The sequence below is a fragment of the Pseudoalteromonas sp. SA25 genome, assembly GCF_011378705.1.
Lineage (GTDB): Bacteria > Pseudomonadota > Gammaproteobacteria > Enterobacterales > Alteromonadaceae > Pseudoalteromonas > Pseudoalteromonas arctica.
The window spans coordinates 118,800-141,045 of the sequence record NZ_WTKV01000005.1 but is presented as its reverse complement, the minus strand read 5'-3'; the positions used below and the strand labels follow the sequence as shown (position 1 = coordinate 141,045).

General features: G+C 39.5%; 19 protein-coding genes and 5 tRNA genes. 5 read left to right on the top strand and 19 right to left on the bottom strand.

The window, feature by feature from the left end; translation table 11 throughout:
* Nucleotides 1–34: 34 nt before the first annotated feature.
* The 11 genes from GQR45_RS05925 to GQR45_RS05875 form a co-directional block, all read right to left on the bottom strand.
* Entirely contained in the window at nucleotides 35–1,936 is a 1,902-nt protein-coding gene (locus GQR45_RS05925; protein ID WP_165725404.1) for a SurA N-terminal domain-containing protein, read from the bottom strand.
* A gap of 171 nt (nucleotides 1,937–2,107) precedes the next feature.
* The gene (locus GQR45_RS05920) at nucleotides 2,108–2,398 is read right to left on the bottom strand and encodes an HU family DNA-binding protein (protein ID WP_157823336.1); all 291 of its coding nucleotides are present in this window, start codon (nucleotides 2,396–2,398) and stop codon (nucleotides 2,108–2,110) included.
* A 183-nt stretch (nucleotides 2,399–2,581) separates the two neighbouring features.
* On the bottom strand, nucleotides 2,582–4,951 hold the full coding sequence (gene lon, locus GQR45_RS05915) for an endopeptidase La (protein ID WP_024592760.1): 2,370 nt from the start codon (nucleotides 4,949–4,951) through the stop codon (nucleotides 2,582–2,584).
* Nucleotides 4,952–5,102: 151 nt separating this feature from the next.
* Nucleotides 5,103–6,386: an ATP-dependent protease ATP-binding subunit ClpX gene (clpX, locus tag GQR45_RS05910; protein ID WP_002958344.1), complete on the bottom strand. Its 1,284-nt coding sequence runs from the start codon at nucleotides 6,384–6,386 to the stop codon at nucleotides 5,103–5,105.
* A 135-nt stretch (nucleotides 6,387–6,521) separates the two neighbouring features.
* Complete coding sequence (gene clpP / locus GQR45_RS05905; protein ID WP_007580937.1) at nucleotides 6,522–7,139, bottom strand: ATP-dependent Clp endopeptidase proteolytic subunit ClpP; 618 nt, start codon at nucleotides 7,137–7,139, stop codon at nucleotides 6,522–6,524.
* 164 nt (nucleotides 7,140–7,303) lie between these two features.
* Complete coding sequence (gene tig, locus GQR45_RS05900) at nucleotides 7,304–8,608, bottom strand: trigger factor (protein ID WP_007580935.1); 1,305 nt, start codon at nucleotides 8,606–8,608, stop codon at nucleotides 7,304–7,306.
* Between the two features lie 378 nt (nucleotides 8,609–8,986).
* A tRNA-Pro gene (locus tag GQR45_RS05895) sits at nucleotides 8,987–9,063 on the bottom strand.
* Nucleotides 9,064–9,133: 70 nt separating this feature from the next.
* A tRNA-Pro gene (locus GQR45_RS05890) sits at nucleotides 9,134–9,210 on the bottom strand.
* Nucleotides 9,211–9,224: 14 nt separating this feature from the next.
* A tRNA-His gene (locus tag GQR45_RS05885) sits at nucleotides 9,225–9,300 on the bottom strand.
* Nucleotides 9,301–9,323: 23 nt separating this feature from the next.
* Nucleotides 9,324–9,400, bottom strand: a tRNA-Arg gene (locus GQR45_RS05880).
* 55 nt (nucleotides 9,401–9,455) lie between these two features.
* Nucleotides 9,456–9,532: transfer RNA gene (locus tag GQR45_RS05875), tRNA-Pro, on the bottom strand.
* A gap of 352 nt (nucleotides 9,533–9,884) precedes the next feature.
* Here GQR45_RS05875 and folD point away from each other — a divergent pair.
* A complete protein-coding gene (gene folD / locus GQR45_RS05870) occupies nucleotides 9,885–10,739 on the top strand; it encodes a bifunctional methylenetetrahydrofolate dehydrogenase/methenyltetrahydrofolate cyclohydrolase FolD (RefSeq protein WP_002958348.1) in 855 nt (284 codons plus the stop codon).
* A gap of 72 nt (nucleotides 10,740–10,811) precedes the next feature.
* Here the strand turns inward: folD and cysS are convergent, their stop codons facing one another.
* Nucleotides 10,812–12,191: a cysteine--tRNA ligase gene (gene cysS / locus GQR45_RS05865; RefSeq protein ID WP_024592761.1), complete on the bottom strand. Its 1,380-nt coding sequence runs from the start codon at nucleotides 12,189–12,191 to the stop codon at nucleotides 10,812–10,814.
* A 155-nt stretch (nucleotides 12,192–12,346) separates the two neighbouring features.
* Between cysS and GQR45_RS05860 the strand changes: the two genes are divergently transcribed.
* From GQR45_RS05860 to GQR45_RS05850, 3 genes are all read left to right on the top strand, one after another.
* On the top strand, nucleotides 12,347–12,838 hold the full coding sequence (locus tag GQR45_RS05860) for a peptidylprolyl isomerase (RefSeq protein WP_007580931.1): 492 nt from the start codon (nucleotides 12,347–12,349) through the stop codon (nucleotides 12,836–12,838).
* Between the two features lie 87 nt (nucleotides 12,839–12,925).
* Nucleotides 12,926–13,663: a UDP-2,3-diacylglucosamine diphosphatase gene (locus GQR45_RS05855; RefSeq protein ID WP_007580929.1), complete on the top strand. Its 738-nt coding sequence runs from the start codon at nucleotides 12,926–12,928 to the stop codon at nucleotides 13,661–13,663.
* A 54-nt stretch (nucleotides 13,664–13,717) separates the two neighbouring features.
* Entirely contained in the window at nucleotides 13,718–14,512 is a 795-nt protein-coding gene (locus GQR45_RS05850) for a transporter substrate-binding domain-containing protein (protein WP_165725403.1), read from the top strand.
* Here GQR45_RS05850 and miaE read toward each other — a convergent pair.
* The gene (gene miaE, locus GQR45_RS05845) at nucleotides 14,509–15,270 is read right to left on the bottom strand and encodes a tRNA isopentenyl-2-thiomethyl-A-37 hydroxylase MiaE (protein WP_101217603.1); all 762 of its coding nucleotides are present in this window, start codon (nucleotides 15,268–15,270) and stop codon (nucleotides 14,509–14,511) included. The two genes, GQR45_RS05850 and miaE, sit on opposite strands and share 4 nt — an antisense overlap.
* Nucleotides 15,271–15,476: 206 nt before the next feature.
* Between miaE and GQR45_RS05840 the strand changes: the two genes are divergently transcribed.
* Nucleotides 15,477–16,076: a Yip1 family protein gene (locus GQR45_RS05840; protein ID WP_007580923.1), complete on the top strand. Its 600-nt coding sequence runs from the start codon at nucleotides 15,477–15,479 to the stop codon at nucleotides 16,074–16,076.
* Nucleotides 16,077–16,189: 113 nt separating this feature from the next.
* Here the strand turns inward: GQR45_RS05840 and purF are convergent, their stop codons facing one another.
* From purF to truA, 6 genes are all read right to left on the bottom strand, one after another.
* Nucleotides 16,190–17,716 carry an amidophosphoribosyltransferase gene (gene purF, locus GQR45_RS05835; protein ID WP_007580920.1) on the bottom strand — a complete coding sequence of 509 codons (1,527 nt, stop codon included), beginning with the start codon at nucleotides 17,714–17,716 and terminating at the stop codon, nucleotides 16,190–16,192.
* A gap of 18 nt (nucleotides 17,717–17,734) precedes the next feature.
* A complete protein-coding gene (locus GQR45_RS05830; RefSeq protein ID WP_007376853.1) occupies nucleotides 17,735–18,229 on the bottom strand; it encodes a CvpA family protein in 495 nt (164 codons plus the stop codon).
* 195 nt (nucleotides 18,230–18,424) lie between these two features.
* Entirely contained in the window at nucleotides 18,425–19,066 is a 642-nt protein-coding gene (locus GQR45_RS05825; protein ID WP_165725402.1) for an SPOR domain-containing protein, read from the bottom strand.
* An 11-nt stretch (nucleotides 19,067–19,077) separates the two neighbouring features.
* Entirely contained in the window at nucleotides 19,078–20,343 is a 1,266-nt protein-coding gene (gene folC, locus GQR45_RS05820; RefSeq protein WP_024590974.1) for a bifunctional tetrahydrofolate synthase/dihydrofolate synthase, read from the bottom strand.
* Nucleotides 20,344–20,368: 25 nt separating this feature from the next.
* The gene (gene accD / locus GQR45_RS05815; protein WP_007376856.1) at nucleotides 20,369–21,244 is read right to left on the bottom strand and encodes an acetyl-CoA carboxylase, carboxyltransferase subunit beta; all 876 of its coding nucleotides are present in this window, start codon (nucleotides 21,242–21,244) and stop codon (nucleotides 20,369–20,371) included.
* A 140-nt stretch (nucleotides 21,245–21,384) separates the two neighbouring features.
* Nucleotides 21,385–22,182, bottom strand: coding sequence for a tRNA pseudouridine(38-40) synthase TruA (truA, locus tag GQR45_RS05810; RefSeq protein WP_007584098.1), 798 nt, complete (start codon nucleotides 22,180–22,182; stop codon nucleotides 21,385–21,387).
* Nucleotides 22,183–22,246 lie beyond the last annotated feature (64 nt).

Sequence of the window (22,246 nt, the reverse complement as noted above, 5' to 3'; positions counted from 1 at the left end):
TTTAAAAGCGCCTTTCTTTATGAGCCAAAATTAATTATTCAACAGTTTGTGTAGCCGTTGGTAAGTTAAGTTCAGCATTGGCTTTAAGCGCTTCAATAAATACCATGTAGTTTTTATTAGCTTGCGCCATAGTAATGCTTTGTTTTGCTTGAGGGTCAATATTAGCTGCAACTTGTGCATCTGTTACCGACTTAAGCGCAACAATTGCTGCATCACCATTATTTAAATTAACAAGCTCAACTACCGCAGAATCTGCTGGGTGAGCCATTTTAAATGCTTGAGTCACAATAGCAGGTGAAACAGTGTAGCTTTGACGTGTTAACTGCGCTTCTTGACGAACCGTCAAGCTTTGCTCGTTTGCTACATCGTTTAAGCTCTTACCTGCTTGTACTTCTGCAAATAAGCTACGCGCTTTTTCTTTAGCAAGCTCAGATGATTTTTCATTAACTAAACGCGCTTTAATTTGCTCGCTTACTTCATCCAGCGCTTTAGTAGCAGCAGGTTTATGCTCGTTAATACGAACAATAATTGCATGCTCCTCACCAAGCTCAATAACTTCAGAGTTTACTTTATCTTCAAGTAAATCAACTGATGTTAGTGCTGTTACAACTGCAGGGCTGTTTAAAGGCTCTGGTAGAGCATTAAGTGCTAAAAGAGGTGTAGATTTAACTTCCACTTCAGCAACTTCTGCAGCGTCGTCTAAGCGGTCTGAAATTTCAAATGCAAGTGCGCCCATTTCTGTTTGCTTTTCGTAAAACGCATCTACTTTTTCAGCTTGTTCTAATTCAGCACGTAAGTCAGCTTTAACATCGTCATACGCTTTAACTTGTTGTGGTTGAATGTCTGTAAGTTTAATTATGTGATAACCAAACTCAGAAGCAACAACCTCAGAAATGTCACCTTTGTTTTGCAGTGCGAAAGTCGCATCTTCAAATGCAGGATCCATTACGTCACGTTCAATCCATTCAAGGTCGCCGCCCATTTCGCCACTAACGATATCGTCAGATGATGATTGTGCTAACTCAGCAAAGTCTGCACCTTGCTCTAGTTGTGCATGAAGTGCATTGGCTTTTTCTTTTGCTGCATCATCGTCTTCACTGTTATCAATTAAGATATGTGATACGCGACGCTTTTCTGGCTCAACGTACTGCGCTTTGTTTTGCTCGTAATACGCTTTAACGTCATCCTCGGTTACCGATTCAACATTAATATCTGCTGCTTTAAGCTCAATATAACTTACTGAAATAAGCTCTGGAGATAAAAATTGTGATGCGTTTAGCTCGTAGTAATCAGACACTTCTTGCTCTGATACTTCTACGTCCGCGGCAAGCGCTTCTTTATTAATGACTAAGTAGTCAATACTACGAGTTTGCTGCTGCAGAGCAATTGCGCTTTTAAGCTCGCTCTCTAGGGCAAAGTCTGTACCTGCAACAGCAGATACTACCTGACTACGTGTCATATCTTTACGTAAGTATTCACGAAAAGCATCTGGTTGAAAGTTCATTTGACGAATTACTTGTAAGTAACGATCGTTATTAAACTTTTCACCAATTTGAAAGTACGGTAGTTCTAAAATTGTTTTACGTACACTTTCGTCGCTTACGCGAAGGCCTAAATCAGCCGCTAGCTGTGATTGCAATTCTTGTTGTACTAAGCGGTCAACTACACCTTGGCGAATTTGCGCCATGTAATTTGGATCAGCGGCAATTTGTGTGAAATATTCACCAAATTGTTGCTCTAAACGGCTACGTTCATTTTGGTAAGCACGGTTAAAATCGGTTTGACTAATTTTAATTCCATTTACTTCAGCAACGGGTTGTTCTGTGGTTTGACCTAAGTAACTACCGATCCCTGCTAAGGCAAAAGATAAAATCACCGCGCCTAAAATTATTTTGGCTACAGGTCCTTGCGAACCTTCTCTGATTTTCTCAAGCATTTGTTTATCTCTTTTTGATCAAGGTATTTTACCTTGTCACATGTAAAAAAAGCGTATCTTACCAGATACGCTTTTTCACTTGAAGTAACTGGCGGTAAAGTTACTTAATTCATCTGTTGTGGTGAATCAGTAACTTTACACTCGCCATAACTAATGTGTTTAAAACAGTGATTAGTTTACTGCGTCTTTAAGCGCTTTACCGGCTTTAAAAGCAGGAATAGTTGCAGCAGCAATTTGGATTGTTTCACCAGTTTGCGGGTTACGGCCTGAACGTGCAGCACGGTCACGTACTGAGAAAGTACCAAAACCAACAAGTGCAACTGAGTCGCCTTCTTTTAGCGCGCCAGATACAGATTCGATGAATGAATCTAGTGCACGACCTGCAGCCGCTTTAGAAATGTCAGCATCAGCTGCGATTTGATCGATTAATTGAGATTTATTCACAATATCATCCTCTTTCATTGTTATTATCAAGAGCGATGGTTTTTTAAACTAACATCACTTTTTTGAAAATTGTAGAGCAAACTTTTAATGCTCACATGATTATATTTTTCTTAAGCCTACGCCCCATAAGGGCTAGGCTTGAAAACCAGTGCTTAACTTATCATACCGTTTAGATTTGAAAAGCCCTAAAAAGCACTTTTTTTAGCTTTTTTCTTGGTTTTTAGGTGTTTCGACCGAAAAACTCTCAACAGGATGCACTAAAGCAAGCTTTAACACCTCGTCAATCCAAGTAACTGGGTGAATATCAAGACCTGCCAGCACGTTCTCTGGAATCTCTTTTAAGTCACGTTCGTTAATTTTTGGAATGATTACTGTTTTAATTCCACCACGATGCGCCGCCAATAATTTCTCTTTTAAGCCACCAATAGGAAGTACTTCACCACGTAGCGTAATTTCACCGGTCATTGCAACATCTGCTCGTACAGGGTTACCCGTTAAGCTAGATACAAGACCTGTTACCATTGCTGCGCCCGCACTAGGACCATCTTTTGGTGTTGCGCCCTCAGGTACGTGTACGTGAATATCACGTTTTTCGTAAAAGTCGCTATTAATACGAAATGTATCTGCGCGATTACGTACTACCGTCATTGCCGCTTGAATCGACTCTTGCATTACATCGCCCAGTGAACCGGTATAAGTAAGTTTACCTTTACCTGGTACAGCCGCACATTCGATTGTTAGCAAATCACCGCCAACTTCTGTCCATGCTAAACCTGTAACTTGACCAATACGGTCGCCATCTTCAGCTTTACCATAATCAAAGCGTTGCACACCTAAAAAGTCTTCTAGGTTATCTTGATTGATAGTCACTGTTTTAGTGTCTTTTTCAAGTAAGATATTTTTAACTGCTTTACGGCATAGTTTTGAAATTTCGCGCTCTAGGTTACGTACACCCGCTTCACGTGTGTAGTAACGAATAATGCCAATAATTGCACTATCTTCGATAACTATTTCAGACTCTTTTAAGCCGTTACGTTTTACTTGTTTAGTAATTAAGTGCTCTTTTGCAATGTTTAGCTTTTCATCTTCGGTGTAACCCGATAAGCGAATAACTTCCATACGGTCCAGTAATGGGCCAGGAATGTTAAAGCTGTTTGATGTTGCTACAAACATAACATCAGATAAATCGTAATCTACTTCAAGGTAATGATCGGCAAAGTGGCTATTTTGTTCAGGATCAAGCACTTCTAATAGTGCTGATGCTGGATCGCCACGCATGTCTGATGACATTTTATCGATTTCATCTAACAAAAATAATGGATTTTTAACGCCCACTTTTGTCATGTTTTGAATTAGCTTACCTGGCATTGAACCAATGTATGTACGACGATGACCACGGATCTCAGCTTCATCACGTACGCCGCCAAGCGCCATACGAACATACTTACGACCAGTTGAACGCGCAATAGACTGACCAAGTGATGTTTTACCAACACCTGGTGGCCCAACTAAACATAAAATTGGCCCTTTAAGCTTATTAGTACGCTGTTGTACTGCGAGATACTCAATAATGCGTTCTTTTACTTTATCTAAGCCGTGGTGATCGCTATCAAGAATTTTTTGCGCGCCCGCTAAGTCTTTTTTCACTTTAGAGCGTTTTTTCCATGGCACATTAATTAATGTGTCAATGTATGAACGCACTACAGTCGCTTCTGCAGACATTGGCGACATCATCTTAAGCTTATTAAGCTCTGTCGTCGCTTTGTCTTGTGCCTCTGCTGGCATACCCGATTCTTCGATGCGTTTTTTAAGTGCTTCAAATTCGTCAGGTACATCGTCAAGCTCACCCAGCTCTTTTTGAATGGCTTTCATTTGCTCATTGAGGTAATACTCGCGCTGAGACTTTTCCATCTGCTTTTTAACGCGGGTACGAATTTTCTTCTCAACTTGCAGTAAGTCTATTTCGCCTTCCATTAATGCCATTAAATATTCAAGACGTTCTGTAACGCTTGAAATTTCGAGCACTTTTTGCTTTTCAGGTACTTTAAGCGGCATATGGGCTGCCATTGTATCGGCAAGGCGTGCTGGCTCATCAATACCTGAAACTGAAGTTAGTACTTCAGGTGGAATTTTTTTGTTTAGCTTTACATAGCCTTCAAACTGGCTAATTGCGCTACGAATAAAAATATCTTGTTCTTTCTCGTCTACCGAATCAGATTCAATAAATTGAGCATTAGCAACAAAAAAGTCATCGTTATCTACAAATTCTTCAATTTGTGCGCGCTGTGTACCTTCAACTAAAACTTTAACTGTACCGTCTGGTAATTTTAATAACTGAAGTACAGTGGCAATAGTACCGATACGATAAATATCATCTTGCTCTGGTTCATCTACAGTTGCATCTTTTTGTGCAACCAAGAAAATTTGTTTGTCTTTGTCCATTGCCGCTTCTAGGCATTTTATTGATTTTTCACGGCCAACAAAAAGCGGGATCACCATGTGCGGGTATACCACAACATCGCGCAGTGCAAGGACTGGGATTTCGACTCGGTCGGTTCTCTCAAGCGTCATTATAGTTTCTCTTCGCACTTCATTTATTTTAAAGATTACTCAAGTATATGGGGATAACCTAATTAAAGTTCAACAATTTTCCCATACTCGATTAAATTAATTATAAAAAAAGGAGCCTAAGGCTCCTTTTTTCATTCAAATAGCTTAAAAACTATTCTGATGCAGCTTTATCTTGTTTATTATTTTCATAAATCAAGATTGGGTCTGACTCACCTTTAATAACGGTTTCATCAATAACCACTTTGCTTACATCATCCATTGAAGGAAGTTCGTACATAGTATCAAGTAACACACCTTCAACGATTGAACGAAGACCACGTGCACCTGTTTTACGCTCCATTGCTTTGTGGGCAATTGCAGCTAAGGCATCATCGCGAAACTCAAGTTCAACGTCTTCCATACCAAACAATACTGAGAACTGTTTAGTAATCGCGTTTTTAGGTTCACTCAATATTTGCACAAGAGCAGCTTCGTCAAGTTCAGTTAACGTAGCAACTACTGGCAAACGACCTATAAACTCAGGAATTAAGCCGTATTTAACTAAATCTTCTGGTTCTACGTCTTTAAAAGTTTCACTTAAAGAACGACTCGCCGCAGATTCTTTTACGCTAACGCCAAAACCGATACCGGTATTTTTATGGCTACGTTGCTCAATTACTTTATCTAGCCCTGAAAATGCACCACCACAAATAAACAAGATTTTAGACGTATCTACTTGTAAAAACTCTTGTTGTGGATGTTTACGACCACCTTGCGGTGGAACAGAAGCAACGGTGCCTTCAATCAGTTTAAGTAGCGCCTGTTGAACGCCCTCACCCGATACATCACGTGTAATTGACGGGTTATCTGATTTACGAGAAATTTTGTCAATTTCATCAATGTAAACAATGCCACGTTGCGCTTTTTCAACATCGTAATCGCATTTTTGTAAAAGCTTTTGAATGATGTTTTCAACATCTTCACCTACATAACCTGCTTCGGTTAATGTAGTGGCATCGGCCATAGTAAACGGCACATCAAGTAGACGCGCTAATGTTTCTGCAAGTAATGTTTTACCACTACCTGTTGGGCCGATAAGCAAAATATTACTTTTACTTAATTCAATGTCTTGCTTAGTCGATTGGTTACGTAGGCGTTTATAATGGTTATAAACGGCAACAGACAATACTTTTTTAGCATGATCTTGACCAATAACATAATCGTCTAAGTGTTTACGAATTTCTTTTGGTACAGGTAGTTTGTCAGACGTATCATGCTTAGGAGCAATGTCTTTGATCTCTTCCCTGATAATATCGTTACACAACTCTACACATTCATCACAAACGTATACTGAAGGGCCTGCAATTAATTTACGCACTTCATGTTGGCTTTTGCCACAAAAAGAGCAGTATAACAATTTATTACTTTTGTCGCCGTCTGTAGGAGTGTCAGACATTCAGCTACCTCATTTTATTACGTTGGCCACCAAAACTGTTGGCGGCTATTTCAATACGCTTTAACTATACCAAAATTTATTGGTTTTCGCATAGTAACTCAAAGTGGCAAACAGGCAATCCTGCTCGCCAAGCGCTTACTTTTTGTCGCGATTTGTAAACACAGAGTCTACCAAGCCGTAATCTACAGCTTGCGTGGCACTCATAAAGTTATCACGATCTGTGTCTTTAGAGATAATATCTAATGGTTGGCCTGTATGCTCAGCCATTAAGCGGTTAAGCTTATCTTTAATAGACAGAATTTCTTTAGCATGTATTTCAAAGTCAGATGCTTGACCTTGGAAACCACCTAATGGTTGGTGAATCATCACACGTGAGTTTGGTAGGCAAAAACGCTTACCTTTAGCGCCAGCAGTAAGTAAAAAAGCACCCATGCTTGCAGCTTGACCTACACATATTGTACTTACATCTGGTTTGATGAAGTTCATTGTGTCGTAAATAGCCATACCCGCAGTTACTGAACCACCTGGTGAGTTGATGTATAAAAAGATATCTTTATCAGGATTTTCTGATTCTAAAAATAGCATTTGCGCTAAAATCAGATTTGCCATGTTGTCTTCAACTTGACCTGTTAAAAAGATAATACGCTCTTTTAATAATCTCGAATAAATATCATACGAGCGCTCGCCTTTCGGTGTTTGTTCAACAACCATTGGGACCAATGCATTTAGGGGATCTGTAATACCAGTATTCATACTTATTTAATTCCTTATGCGCTTATACTTATCCTTATTATAAGGAAGCATAGTTATCGTTTTTCGCAAATTTAGAGCCAAAAACTAAAATGGCCCGGGCACGCTGTATAAACAGAGTAGCACGAGCCATTTAATCGTTAGCGAGAGCTTAAGTCAATGACTTATTAAGCACCTTGCTGTGGATTCATGATGTCATCAAATGCTTTTTCAACATCAGTAACAACTGCTTTAGCTAAAATAGCTTCAACAGCTTGCTCTTCCATTGCTACATTACGCATTTGCTGCATAAGTTGATCATTACCTTTGTAGTATTCTACTACTTCAGTTGGATCTTCGTATGCAGAAGCTACCGTTGCGATTAATGCTTCAACTTTAGCGTCATCAACTTTAATCTCGTTAGCTTTAATCACTTCACCTAATAAAAGGCCAGTTTTAACACGTGTTACAGCTTGCTCGTGGAACAATTCAGCTGGAAGCTCTGGCATGTTTTGAGCGTCGCCGCCAAAACGTTGAGCTGCTTGCTGACGTAGAGCATCAACTTCTTGATCAACAAGTGCTTTAGGCACTTCGATTTCGTTGTTAGCTAAAAGACCTTTGATTGCTTGGTCTTTAACGCTTGCTTTAACCGCTTGGTCTAGCTCACGTGTCATGTTCTTTTTAACTTCTTCTTTAAGCGCGTCTACGCCGCCTTCGGTAACACCGAATTTAGTTGCAAACTCTTCGCTTAATTCTGGTAATTCTTGCGCTTCAACTTTTTTCACTGTGATAGTGAATTGAGCCGCTTTACCTTTTAAGTTTTCAGCGTGGTAATCATCAGGGAAAGTTACATCAGCAACTACTTCTTCGCCTGCTTTTTTACCTACGATGTTATCTTCAAAACCTGGGATCATACGACCTTGGCCAAGTTCTAATGGGAAGTCTTCAGCTTTGCCGCCTTCAAATACTTCACCGTCGATAGTACCTACGAAATCAACTGTTACACGGTCGTTTTCGCCAGCAGCTGCATCAACATCAGCCCAAGCTGCGTGTTGCTTACGAAGTGTTTCTAGCATGTTAGCTAAATCTTCGTCAGTCACTGTTACCGCTGGTTTCTCAACAGTAATTTTATCTAAACCTTGAACTTCAACTTCAGGGTAAACTTCAAACGTTGCTGAGAATTCTAAATCTTTACCTGCTTCAAGTGATTTAGGTGCGAATGTAGGCGCGCCAGCTGGATTGATTTTTTCAGAAACGATTGCTTCAATGTAATTACGTTGCATTACTTCGCCAGCAACTTCTTGACGAACTGCAGGGCCAAAACGCTTGTTAATTACAGATACTGGAACTTTACCAGCACGGAAACCATCTATACGCTGTGTTTTTGACAGTTGTTGTAGGCGTTTTTTTACTTCGGTCTCAACGTTCTCTGAAGGAACGGTGATAGTTATACGGCGCTCAAGGCCTTGGGTCGTCTCAACAGAAACTTGCATGATTTACCTCAATATTCAATTTTGGCGACTGTTCGCCTTCCTTTACAAACAAAGTGATCTGCATGAGTCTTGATAAAGTTTAAGCGGTTTTTCACACTTAAAAGCATCCGTCGCTACCATGAGATACCATTGCTGCTTTGCCCTTCGGGCACTATGTTAAACAATAGACGCGGCATTATAACCTAATATTTATGATAGTCGAGTATAGGGGGCAATTATTTGGACTAGATAAGGGACTATAGAGACTAACTGAATAAAAAACAGGCTAACTAGGCATTGAATGGATTAAAGTAGAAATTATTTAATAGAATTATAGGCTAACAGATTTAGATTTATAACTTAGAGGAATTTACTTATTATTCTTATTAGATAAGAAAATGGTCGGCGATGCAGGATTTGAACCTGCGACCCCTTGGACCCAAACCAAGTGCGCTACCAAACTGCGCTAATCGCCGACATTGAAGAGTTAACTTCTTTTTTCATACTGAACACTTAAACTGAGAGTTTAAGACCATTTTAAGAAAATGGTCGGCGATGCAGGATTTGAACCTGCGACCCCTTGGACCCAAACCAAGTGCGCTACCAAACTGCGCTAATCGCCGATATTCGTTGTAAATGGGGTGACTGATGGGGCTCGAACCCACGACAACCGGAATCACAATCCGGGGCTCTACCAACTGAGCTACAATCACCGCTATATTTACATGTTTTCAAATGGTGCACCCAGAAGGATTCGAACCTTCGACCCACGCCTTAGAAGGGCGTTGCTCTATCCAGCTGAGCTATGGGCGCATCGAAAACTTCATAGTTTACCAATAAGCTATTCGATTATAATAAATTATAAAAATGGTCGGCGATGCAGGATTTGAACCTGCGACCCCTTGGACCCAAACCAAGTGCGCTACCAAACTGCGCTAATCGCCGAAACTTATTATTGTTAGCGAGTGACCTCGTTGACAACGGGGTGCATAATAGTGATTTGACGGGGTTAGGTCAAACGTTTTTTTAATAAAACCAATCAAGTGCTCATTTTTAGTGCACAATGGTTAAATATTACAATAGTAGGCTGAAATTTAAACTATTTAATAACTCAAATGTTATATACATTAAAAGCAACTTGGCGCTGCTATGCTTTTCTGCGAAAATAGTAGGCATATTATAAAACGAGTTAAATAAAGAGTATGTTTTCTTTATTAGCATTTTTACCCCTATTTTATTATGCATTCGTTTTTAGAGTATCGGTATCTAGTTAATTAACCCCAATTAAAGGTCACCCATGACGGCAAACATCATTGATGGTAAGGCAATCGCAAAACAAGTACGTAGCGCTGTAGCAGAACGCGTAAGTGAACGTGTAGCAAATGGTTTACGTGCACCAGGACTTGCAGTAGTACTTGTAGGACTTGATCCAGCAAGCCAAGTTTATGTTGGTTCAAAACGTAAAGCCTGTGAAGAAGTAGGTTTTATCTCCAAATCATTTGATTTACCAGCAGACACGCAAGAGCAAACTCTTTTAGATTTAATTGACGAGCTAAATAATGATGCCGAAGTTGATGGAATTTTAGTGCAGTTACCACTGCCAAAAGGTCTTGATGCTGAAAAGATTTTAGAACGCATTACCCCACATAAAGATGTTGATGGATTTCATCCATATAACATTGGTCGATTAGCACAGCGTATGCCTGCCCTTCGCCCATGTACCCCTAAAGGTATTATTACATTACTTGATTCAACGGGTGTACGTTATAAAGGGATGCATGCAGTTGTCGTTGGCGCGTCAAATATTGTTGGTCGTCCAATGTCGCTAGAGCTTTTATTAGCGGGTTGTACTACCACAGTATGCCATAAGTTTACTCAAGACTTAGAAACGCATGTTCGCCGCGCTGACTTATTAGTTGTGGCTGTAGGTAAACCTGAATTTATACCTGGAGATTGGATAAAAGAAGGCGCTATAGTCATCGATGTAGGCATTAACCGTTTAGACACGGGTAAATTAGTTGGTGATGTTCAATACAGTGTGGCTGAACAAAAAGCGCATTTTATTACACCTGTACCAGGTGGCGTTGGCCCGATGACGGTCGCGAGCTTAATTGAAAACACACTTGAAGCGTGTGAGAAATATCACAGCTAAGCTGTTAAAAAATCAAAAAAGGGTTGCCATTTGGCAACCCTTTTTTTGTTTAACGTGTATTACTTTAAACGCTTACGCTTTACGCCACGTTGTTTTACCGGCTGAATCTTCAAGTATTACACCTAACGCATTAAGCGCATCACGTGCTTCATCAGCAGCAGCCCAGTTTTTACTCGTACGTGCTTCATTACGTTTTACAATTAATGCTTCAATTGTCGCAACTTCGTCGTCATCTTGCCCGCCTTGTAAAAAGGCTTCCGGTGCTTGTTGAGCAACACCTAAAACGTTACCAATACTGCGTAATATAAACGCAAGTTGCCCAGCTTGAACTGCGTCACTTTCTTTTACGCGGTTTAATTCTTTAGCAAGTTCGAACAACACAGGTAGTGCTTCTGGTGTATTAAAGTCGTCATTCATTGCTTTTCTAAATTTAGCAACAAACTCATTACCTTCTAAATCGCACTCTACCGGTTCGACATCACGAAGCGCTGTATAAATGCGCTCAAGTGATGAACGCGCTTGGTCTAAATTTTCTTGTGAGTAATTTAGTTGGCTGCGGTAATGACCTGAAATTAAAAAGTAACGAACAGATTCAGGATCGTATGCTTTTAAAACTTCACGCACTGTAAAGAAGTTATCTAACGACTTAGACATTTTTTCTTTGTTTACTTGAACCATGCCAGTATGTATCCATGTATTTACATACTTGCCGTTGTTTGCACAGCACGATTGGGCAATTTCGTTTTCATGATGTGGAAACTGTAAATCAGACCCCCCACCGTGAATATCAAAATGCTCACCTAAGTGCTTTGAGCTCATTGCCGAACATTCAATATGCCAACCCGGACGCCCTTCACCCCACGGTGATGACCATGATGGCTCACCTGCTTTAGCTTTTTTCCATAAAACAAAATCAAGTGGGTCGTCTTTATCTTGAGCCACTTCAACGCGAGAGCCCGATTGCAGCATAGTTAAATCTTGCTGAGAAAGTGCACCGTATTGCTCAAACGTTGATACATCAAATAATACATCGCCATCAGCTGCAACATAAGCATGGCCCTTTTCAATCAAGCGCTTAACCATAACGATAATTTCATCCATATGGCTTGTAACTGTTGGTTCAATATCTGGGCGTAGCATATTTAGGCTATCAAAATCTTCATGCATCGCTTTAGTCATGCGCACAGTTAAGTCGTTTATTGACTCACCATTTTCGTTCGCACGTTTAATTATTTTATCGTCGATATCTGTAATGTTACGTACATATTTTAAATCGTAACCAATATGGCGTAAGTAGCGCACAATTACGTCAAAACCTACAAAAGTACGAGCGTGTCCAATATGGCAGTAATCATAAATGGTGATACCACACACATACATGTCGATTTTTCCTTCGACCATAGGTTTAAATTGCTCTTTTTGTCGCGTGAGTGTGTTGTATATATTTACCATTTACTTTGAGTCCTTGACTATTTACTTGAACAGTTATGTTACCACTTGAAAAGCCCCTGCTCTAGCGCTTTATAACAAACCAAACATCTACTTTGTTAATCTTAGCCAACTACGATAAAATAGCGTCAATATTTAAACCGGATATAGGAAAACACATGGTTGTTCTACACACTAATTTTGGTGACATCACCATTAAAATGTTTGAGCAAGAAGCTCCAAACACAGTTAAAAACTTTTTAGAGTATGCAAATGCTGATTTTTTCAACGGCACTATCTTTCATCGTGTAATCGATGGTTTTATGGTTCAAGGCGGTGGTTTTGTTCCAGGTATGGAACAAAAAGAAGTAAACGACCCAATTCAGAATGAAGCGAATAATGGCCTGTCTAATAAAGTAGGCACTTTAGCTATGGCACGTACACCTGATCCTCATTCAGCTACAGCACAGTTTTTCATTAACGTGAACAACAACGACTTTTTAAACCACAGCAGCGAAACATCGCAAGGTTGGGGTTATTGTGTTTTTGCTGAAGTAGTAGAAGGCATGGACGTAGTAAATAAGATTAAAGCAGTTGCAACAGGTAGTACTGGTTTTCACCAAGACGTACCTCTTGAAGATGTGATCATCGAAAGCGTTACTGTTAACTAGTAACGTTTACTCATATTATGTGAGTATATAAGCGGGTGTATACTATTAGTATATGCCCGTTTTTTTTAAACTAGAATAGACTGACCTATGACACGCCAAACTTACTTTATTGCAGATTTACACCTAAGCGAAAACCGCCCCGACATTAGCGCTGCATTTTTTGACTTTTTAAATACACATATATTAAATAAAGATGTAGATGCACTTTATATTTTGGGTGATTTTTTTGAAGTATGGGTTGGAGATGACTACATTACTGCACTGAGTGCCGATGTAGCAAAACATTTAAGCGCCGTTAATGATGGTGGCACACCTGTTTATTTTATACATGGCAATCGTGATTTCATTATGCGCAAGCAATATGCCGACATGGCCGCAATGACATTACTCGATGAACAAACAGTCATTGATTTATATGGCACGCCTACCGTTATTTTACATGGCGACGAAATGTGCACTCAAGACACTGAATATCAAAACTTTCGTAAAAAGAGCCGTGGTTGGTGGTGGCCAAAATTGATGCTTGCAATGCCGCTTTGGTATCGTAAAAAAATAGCGCGTAATGCCCGCGAAAAAAGTAAGTTAAGCCAAGCTGATAAACCTATCGAAATTTTAGACGTTGTCGATGAGGCTGTACTTGCCACCTTTGCCAAACATAACGTTACGAATATGATTCATGGTCATACTCACCGCCCTAATGTTCATACGTATAAAGTTAATGAACAAACACTTACTCGCACAGTGCTAGGTGACTGGTATACCCAAGGCTCTTATTTAGTCGTTACCCCTCAATCACAAGAATTAATTAGCACGCCTTTCGCATAATTTAAAATTCTGACTATTATTTATCTATATATATGAATAATAGTGAGAGGTTGAATGATTAAGCTGTTAATTTTCATCGTAGTAATTGCCATTCCTACACAAGTATTTAGCAAGCAAACATGGCAAATTGTTACAGAAAACTATCCTCCCTATTTTAGCGAAAACCTACCTAGTAATGGCTGGCTATATGAAATAGCCGAATCAGCTCTTAAAACGCAAGGTATTAATAGCGAATCAGAATTCACGACATGGGATCGCGCTTTAAAGCTATTAGAAAAAAACAGAAAAACCGCTATTTTAGGTGCTTTTTATTCATTAAAAAGAAATGAAGTTTTTTACTACTCTCGTCCACTTGCAGTTGCTCACTCAGGAGTTTTCAAACGAAAAGAGAGTGTTATTAATTTCGACGGTACAGTTCAATCATTAACACCTTATAGTATTGGCACAGAAGACAATGCCTTTGTAAGCCAAGAGTTTGCTAGAAATAGGGAGCTGGCAATAACGTCCACTAAAAGCCTTCCTACAAGCTTATATTTACTACAACAAGGGCGTATTGATTTAGTCGCGGGTACTAAAGAGGTTGGAAATTATTGGCTTGAACACACTAAAACCGAAGATTCAGATGATAATAATATTGAGTACTTATCGCCAGATCTTGCTTCTCATAAACTATATTTAGTTGTCTCTAAATCAAATTATAGAGCCAAAGAATACTTACAAAAATTTAATAGAGGAATTGATATAATAACTAAAAATGGACGCATTGCTAAAATTATGAAAAAACATAATTTCAGCAATCAGAAAATAGCAGAATATATTAATTTTTTAAAAGAAAATGAGGGTATTTAAACAGTGGGAACACCGCTGTGAAATTTAAAATCAGTATCGGTTGTCGAAATTAACTCTTTTTCTTTTTCACCAAAAAAGTTTACGCGATCGGTAATATCAAAATCAGCAATTTCTTGCGCTAAAGTTAAATAATCTTGGTAATGACGCGCTTCTGAACGTAACAACGAAATATAAAAATCACCTAAACGTTTGTCAACATGCGGTGCAAGCTTTGCAAAACGCTCACACGAACGCGCCTCAATATAAGCGCCTACTATTAACTTATCGACTAATGCATCGGGCTCGAACGTTTTAACATGACGGAGCATGCCTTTTGCGTAACGACATGGTGTAATACTTCGATACTCAACACCGTACTCGTCCATAATTTCGAGCACTTGATAAAAGTGATGCAGCTCTTCTTTTATCAGCAAAACCATTTTATCGATTAGACCTTGCCCGTATGGAGAACTCGATTTAGGAATTATTGATTTAGTGAGCTTATTTTTAGCAGCCAGATCGCGCCAATTCCCTTCTCGCTTGTAAATAAGCGTTTCAAATGGCTTTAGCCACTCGAGTAATGCATCACTACCCTCTTTATCTACCGCGTATTTACGTATTAAAAACATCGCACTTTGAGCTGCTTTTAATTCACAAATTAAGTGATCTATTAAAATGACTGATAAGTTTTCTTTTTTAATTGCTTGCTCCACCCATTGCTCTGGGGTGGTACACAATAAAAAGTTATTAATCGGCTCTAAAAGTTGGCTATGTGGCACGTTGACTGCTCATTACTAAATAAATTTGATAGACCGTTATTTTAACACGAAATTTTGCTTGGGATAAATCAAAGCCCTTATCTGCGTCTAAATGTTAATAACGAGTTAACTTGACTTTGCAAAATAAGTGAACCATAACTGTACATAGGCTGTATAAAAATAAACCAACCAAAACAATAATACGTTCCTTTTATGGAGTAAGTACTATGATACTAAATCACCTCTGGGGCATTTATGCTCACCCACTTGAAGAATGGCAAACAATAGATAATCGCCATGAAAGTTTAACCTATAGTTTGTCGCATATTTTACTGATTGCTTTATTTCCTTCAATAATGGGCTACTACTCATCTGTTTATTTAGGATGGAGTATAGGTGCAGGCAATCCCGTATTTTTAACGCACGATAGTGCACTGCTAATTGCAGGTGCAATGTATTTTGCTTTAATAGCGGGTGTTTTTGCATTGGCGTATTTAGCCCATTGGATGGCGGTTACATTTGGCTCTAAACCTACATTTACACAAACACTTGAACTTGCAGCATATACTGCAACACCAGTGTTTATGTCGGCACTCGCCGCTTTTTGGCCTGTACTTTGGTTTGTAGTGTGTATTGGAATTATTGCACTGGCTTACTCGGTTTATTTACTCTACACCGGCGTACCAATACTTATGCATATCCCAGAAGAGCGTGGCTTTATTTACGCCAGCTCGGTAGTAACGTGTGGATTAATATTACTGGTTATTATTTTAGCTGTAACAGCTATGCTTTGGACAAATGGGATTGTTAGCCCAATGTTTACTTAATAAAGTTTACCTAATAAAGAGTGTGTTTGATAGAAATGTTCCCTTTCTTTCCTTCGCAAAAAAGGAGCTAATTAGCTCCTTTTTTTGTGTAACGACTTTTTATTAACTAACTATTAATCAGCTTCATTTTCGTCTTGGTTGTGTATCTCTAAACCTGAAGACATCGCACTTTCGCGGGTGCTTTTTGCTGAATCGTTACGTAGCTTATCAATACGATTTAAATAGTTTTGATCAATATCGCCAGTAATATATTGGCCATCAAATACTGAAGTTTCAAACTTAGTAATTTCAGGATTTTCTTGGCTAACCGCAGCAATTAAATCTTTTAACGATTGAAAGATTAAACCGTCAGAACCAATACTTGCGTTAATATCTTCTACTTCACGTCCGTGAGCAATAAGCTCAGCTGCTGAAGGCATATCAATACCGTACACATTAGGGAAGCGTATTTCAGGTGCCGCTGATGCAAAGTAAACGTTTTTAGCGCCAGACTCTCGGGCCATTTCAACAATTTGTGCTGATGTTGTACCACGAACAATTGAGTCATCAACCAATAATACGTTTTTACCTTTAAACTCGCGATCAATTGCGTTTAGCTTTTGACGCACTGATTTTTTACGCATCTCTTGGCCAGGCATGATAAATGTACGGCCAATATAACGGTTTTTAACAAAACCTTGGCGATACGGTAAATCAAGTACACGTGCAATTTCCAGTGCCACATCACATGAAGTTTCTGGGATTGGGATAACTACATCAATATCTTTGTCAGCCCATTCACGTGCAATTTTTTCGCCTAGTTTAGTCCCCATGTTTACGCGTGTTGCGTACACAGACATACGGTCTATTGTTGAGTCAGGTCGAGCAAAATAAACAAATTCAAAAATACACGGCGAGTAAGATGCCTTATCAGCACAACTGAGCGAATGGAATTCACCTTCTTCTGTAACATATATAGCTTCACCAGGGGCAACATCACGTACAAACTCAAAACCGTCCGGTTTCAACGCAACGCTTTCTGAGGCAAACATGTACTCAGTACCTTTTTCGGTTTCGCGTTTACCAAATACAAGTGGGCGAATACCATTAGGGTCGCGAAAAGCAACAATGCCGTGGCCGATAATCATAGCAATAGTTGCATAACCACCGCTTACTTTATTGTTTACTTCGGTTACCGCAGTAAAAATATCTTCAGGGTCTAAATGCAACTTATCAGATTTGCTTAATTCGTGTGCCATGATATTAAGTAAAATTTCAGAGTCTGATGTTGTATTAACGTGACGACGTGCTTCTGAGAATAACTGCTCTTTTAAAGCTTCTGCATTAGTAAGGTTGCCATTATGGGCAAGTGCTATACCAAACGGTGAGTTAACATAAAAAGGCTGTGCTTCAGATGAGCTTGAAGATCCTGCTGTAGGATAGCGCACATGGCCAAGACCAATTGTACCTTGTAGTCGTTTCATATGACGTGTGTGAAAGGCATCTTTCACTAAGCCATTTGCTTTGCGCAAGCTAAACGTATTATTCTCAATGGTAATGATACCCGCGGCATCTTGACCACGGTGCTGCAAAACAGTTAAGCCATCATAAATCGCCTGATTCACAGGGGATGTTCCGACTATTCCAACGATACCACACATGTAATTTATCCTCGCCGATTAACGGTTTACTGAATTTAAAAAGCTCGAGTTGTTTTCTAGGTACGAAAAGAACCATTCAACAACAAAGCCAAATTCTGGAATCAAAATAGAATTGCCCCACCAGTGCGTATTGGGTGCACCAGTAAAAGCATCAAGAAAGAAGAGTAACGCGCTCACGACCAACACGCCTCGTAGAGCACCAAACACTATGCCAAAGACACGGTCGGTACCCGATAAACCAGTACGATGTACAAGCTCACCTAAAATATAGTTTAGTAAACCGCCTAACAGTAGCGTCGCAAAGAATAATATGGCTATGGCCGCAGCATTTCTTAAAAGGGGTTCAGAAATGGTTGTTAGGAAGGAAGCTAAATATTGGTAAAATAAGCTAGAGATGATAAAGGCGCCAGCCCATACCGCTAATGACATTGCTTCTTTTACAAAGCCGCGTATTAAACCGATGATGGTAGACAATGCAATGATGCCAATAATGGCGTAATCAACCCAGATCATAAGAACCAATTAGTCGCTAATTTGGGGCGCATTCTATACCCAAACATCGTTAGTATGCAAGTTTAAACGGGAGATTACTGGGCTGTAGTCAATACAAAAAATTAACATTATAGAATGGGTATTGTGAGATAAAGATAATGATAAAAACAAATATAAATAAATAAAAAAAGGCTTGTGATACAAGCCTTTTTTTAATTATTTTGTTACTTCGTATTGCGTAACTTTACCATTTAATTTAGTAAGCTCTTTCAGCTGGGGAAGCTGCTTTTGTAATTCATTTTTATCAAGCGAAGGACCAACAAATACCTTAGTTAACGTCCCATTTGGGGTTTTAATCGGTTTAGTAAACGTTTTAAACCCTTCAACTTTTAATTTAGCCTGTAATGCTTTTACATTTGCAACATGTGAAAAACTACCTAATTGAATCACGTAAGCCATACTTGTTAGGTTTTCATCACTTTTACGAGGCGCAATAGGTTTTGGTTTAGCCTGAACCGGTGCCTTAGTGCTCGGTGTAGCTTTGGGTTCAATAGTCGCTTCAACAACTTTATTCTCTACAGCGTAGTCACTCTCATCCATAGCGTTTTGCTGCTCAAAAGCTTCATCGTCAGCTTGAATATCTTCAATTTCATCTTGTTTTAGTGGCTCAGCATTAGCCATGTTTTCATCAATTGACTCTTGAAGATCGATTGTTTTGAACTCAGGGCGATCAGGTATCGCTTTAAAGCCCTCTTTATAATGCACTTTTTCGCCATCGAGTATATTAGGGATAAACACAATTGCTGCGATCACTACTATACTTGTTCCGACTAAGCGATTAATAAAACTTGAGTTCACCGACATCCTCTCTATTTTTTAAAGTAATTAATAGCGCCGGCCACTGTAAAAAATGAACCAAATACAATCAACATAGTATCACTTTGTTGTTTTGGTAAAATTACACTCAGTGCCTGTGCCACACTATCATAGCTATTGATAGTATTATGATGAGATATACCCTGCAGCGCATTTTGTAAATTACTTGCAGTGTCGCCTCGCGGACCACTTAAGCTCGCTAATGACCACTCATCGACCAAGTGACTTACTTCTTTAAGTACACCCACTTTATCTTTATCAGCAAGCATAGCGGCTAATGCATGAATTTTAAAGCCTTTATCTTTATAGCTTGATAACTTATTGGCTAAATAACGCGCCGACTCAGGGTTATGTGCTACATCGGTAAAGACTAAAGGCTCAGCGCTTAACTGCTGAAACCGCCCTTCTACAACTAAATTAGCGAGGCAACTTCGTATGACTTGCTCACTAGGTAATAAGCTTAAAACACTTAGCGCAGTTAACGCAGTTGCTGCATTTTGACACGGTATTGCTGGCTTATCTATTACAAGATTATGTTCTTTATATTGCCAATTAAAGCTCTCAGCATTCTCTTTGAAAATAAAGTCACTGCCCGACAACGTCATATTGGCATTAATTTCTTTGCCGTAATCAGTCATTGTGTGAGGAATATTTAAATCCCCTATAATAGCAGGCGTATTTTCACGAAAAATACCGGCTTTATCATAAGCCACTAACTCTCGTGTATCACCTAAGTACTCTTTATGATCTAAATCGATAGTGGTGATCACGCTTGCAAAGGGAGTTACTATATTTGTAGCATCAAAGCGCCCGCCTAGACCAACCTCTAGTAATACATAATCGACCTTACAGCGTTTAAAAATTGCCAACGCACCCAAAGTACCATATTCAAAATAAGTCAGAGGAGTGTCTTTACGGCCTTGCTCAAGCTGGTGAAAAGCATCTATATGAAATTGGTCTGCCAGTTCTTCGCCATTAACTCGTACACGCTCGTTATAACGAATTAAATGAGGAGATGCGTAAGTACCCACGCTAAAACCTTGCGCTAGCAATAGCGACTCTAAGCAACGTGCAGTGGTGCCCTTACCGTTTGTACCGGCAATAAGAATAATTTTACTTGGAGTGTTTAAAAGGCCAATATTGTTGGCAACATTAGCAACTCGTTCTAGGCCCATTGCAATGTTAGCTGGGTGAACACTTTCTAAATAAAAAAGCCAATCATCAAGGCTTGATGATTGGCTAGGAATTGTTTTTGTCATAGCGTGTAATCAGTAAAGCTGAAATTTACGCTACTCTATGCTCTTGCTCCGTAGAAGGCAAGTTCATAAATTTAGCTAAAATGCGTGCAAGGGTATCGCGCATTTCACGGCGGTCAATAATCATGTCAATTGCACCATGTTCTAGCAAAAATTCACTACGCTGAAAACCTTCAGGTAATGTTTCGCGAACAGTCTGCTCAATAACACGAGGACCTGCAAAACCAATTAACGCTTTAGGTTCAGCAACGTTAATATCACCCAGCATAGCAAGTGATGCAGATACACCACCCATTGTCGGGTCGGTCATTACTGAAATAAATGGAAGACCTTTTTCCGTCATTTTTGCAAGTGCAGCACTTGTTTTAGCCATTTGCATAAGCGACATAAGCGCTTCTTGCATACGTGCTCCGCCTGATGCAGAAAAACAAATAAGCGGCATGTTATGCTCTAAACATTGATCAACAGCATCAACAAAGCGAGCGCCAACAACAGAAGCCATTGAACCACCCATAAATGAGAACTCAAATGCTACCGCTGCCACTGGAATACCTTTTAATCGGCCTTTCATAGCTACAAGTGCATCTTTTTCACCACTTGCTTTTTGGGCTGCACTGATACGGTCAGAGTACTTTTTAGAATCTTTAAACTTAAGAATGTCTTTAGGCTCATGTTGTGTACCAAGCTCTTGACGATCACCTTCATCTAAAAAGTGCTCTAGGCGCTTACGGCCACTAACACGCATGTGGTGGTCACACTTAGGACATACGTTTAATGACTTTTCTAATTCAGCTTTATATAAAATTGAATCACACGATGTACACTTAGCCCAAACACCTTCTGGGATTTCTTTACGACCTGATGATTTTGTCGTTTTAGGTAAGATTTTTTCTAGCCAACTCATTTGCAACTCTCTTAATACTGTTCTGTGTCGCGAGCCTGCTAATAGCAATTAGCAGACAAATTTTTTCAATTAAAACATGAATTACACTAACGCGGTATAAAAAACTGGTCTTAGTAGTTAAAAGTGCTCATAAAAAGTACTTATACCACATCTATATCAGGCAAAAATAAAGGGCCTAAAGGTGTTTGAGGAATATTAAATTGCTCAGGGTAGTCAACATCCACTAAATACAAACCAGCAGCCTTAGCGGTAGCACTGGCCTTTGCGCGTTCTTTACAATCAAGTAGCTCTTTTATCCATATAGGTTGTTGTTTATGTAAACCAACATCCATTAAGCTGCCTGTGATATTACGTACCATGTGATGTAAAAATGCATTCGCTTTAATATCAATAATAACGTAAGTACCTTGGCGCTGTACCGACAGATGATGAATTGTTCTTGTCGGTGTATTCGCTTGGCAATGTATCGCTCTAAAAGAGGTGAAATCGTGTTTACCTATTAAGTACTGACACGCCTCTTGCATCTTTGTTTCATCAAGATGATGATGAAAATGCGTAACACCCTCGTTTAATACCGCACCTCGTAGGGGGGAGTTATAAATAACATAGCGATAACGACGAGCTGTAGCACTAAAACGGGCATGAAAGTCATCAGCAACCGGTTGGGCAAAGCGAATAGCAATATCTTTAGGCATTAAAGTATTCATACCTAGTGTAAATGCGACCATATCGCGATCAGCTTGCGTTTCAAAGTGTATTACTTGGCCTGTACCGTGCACACCAGCATCTGTACGCCCTGCACATATAACTTCAACAGGATGATTACAAATACGCGACAACGCTTTTTCTACTTCTTGCTGTACGCTATTTACATGTGATTGACGCTGCCAACCACTATAACGTGCGCCGTTGTATTCAACTCCAAGTGCTACTCGCATAATTACCGTTTTACCTACTGTGCTAATGAACGAGGCATTTTATGCTATCTAACGATGCAATAAA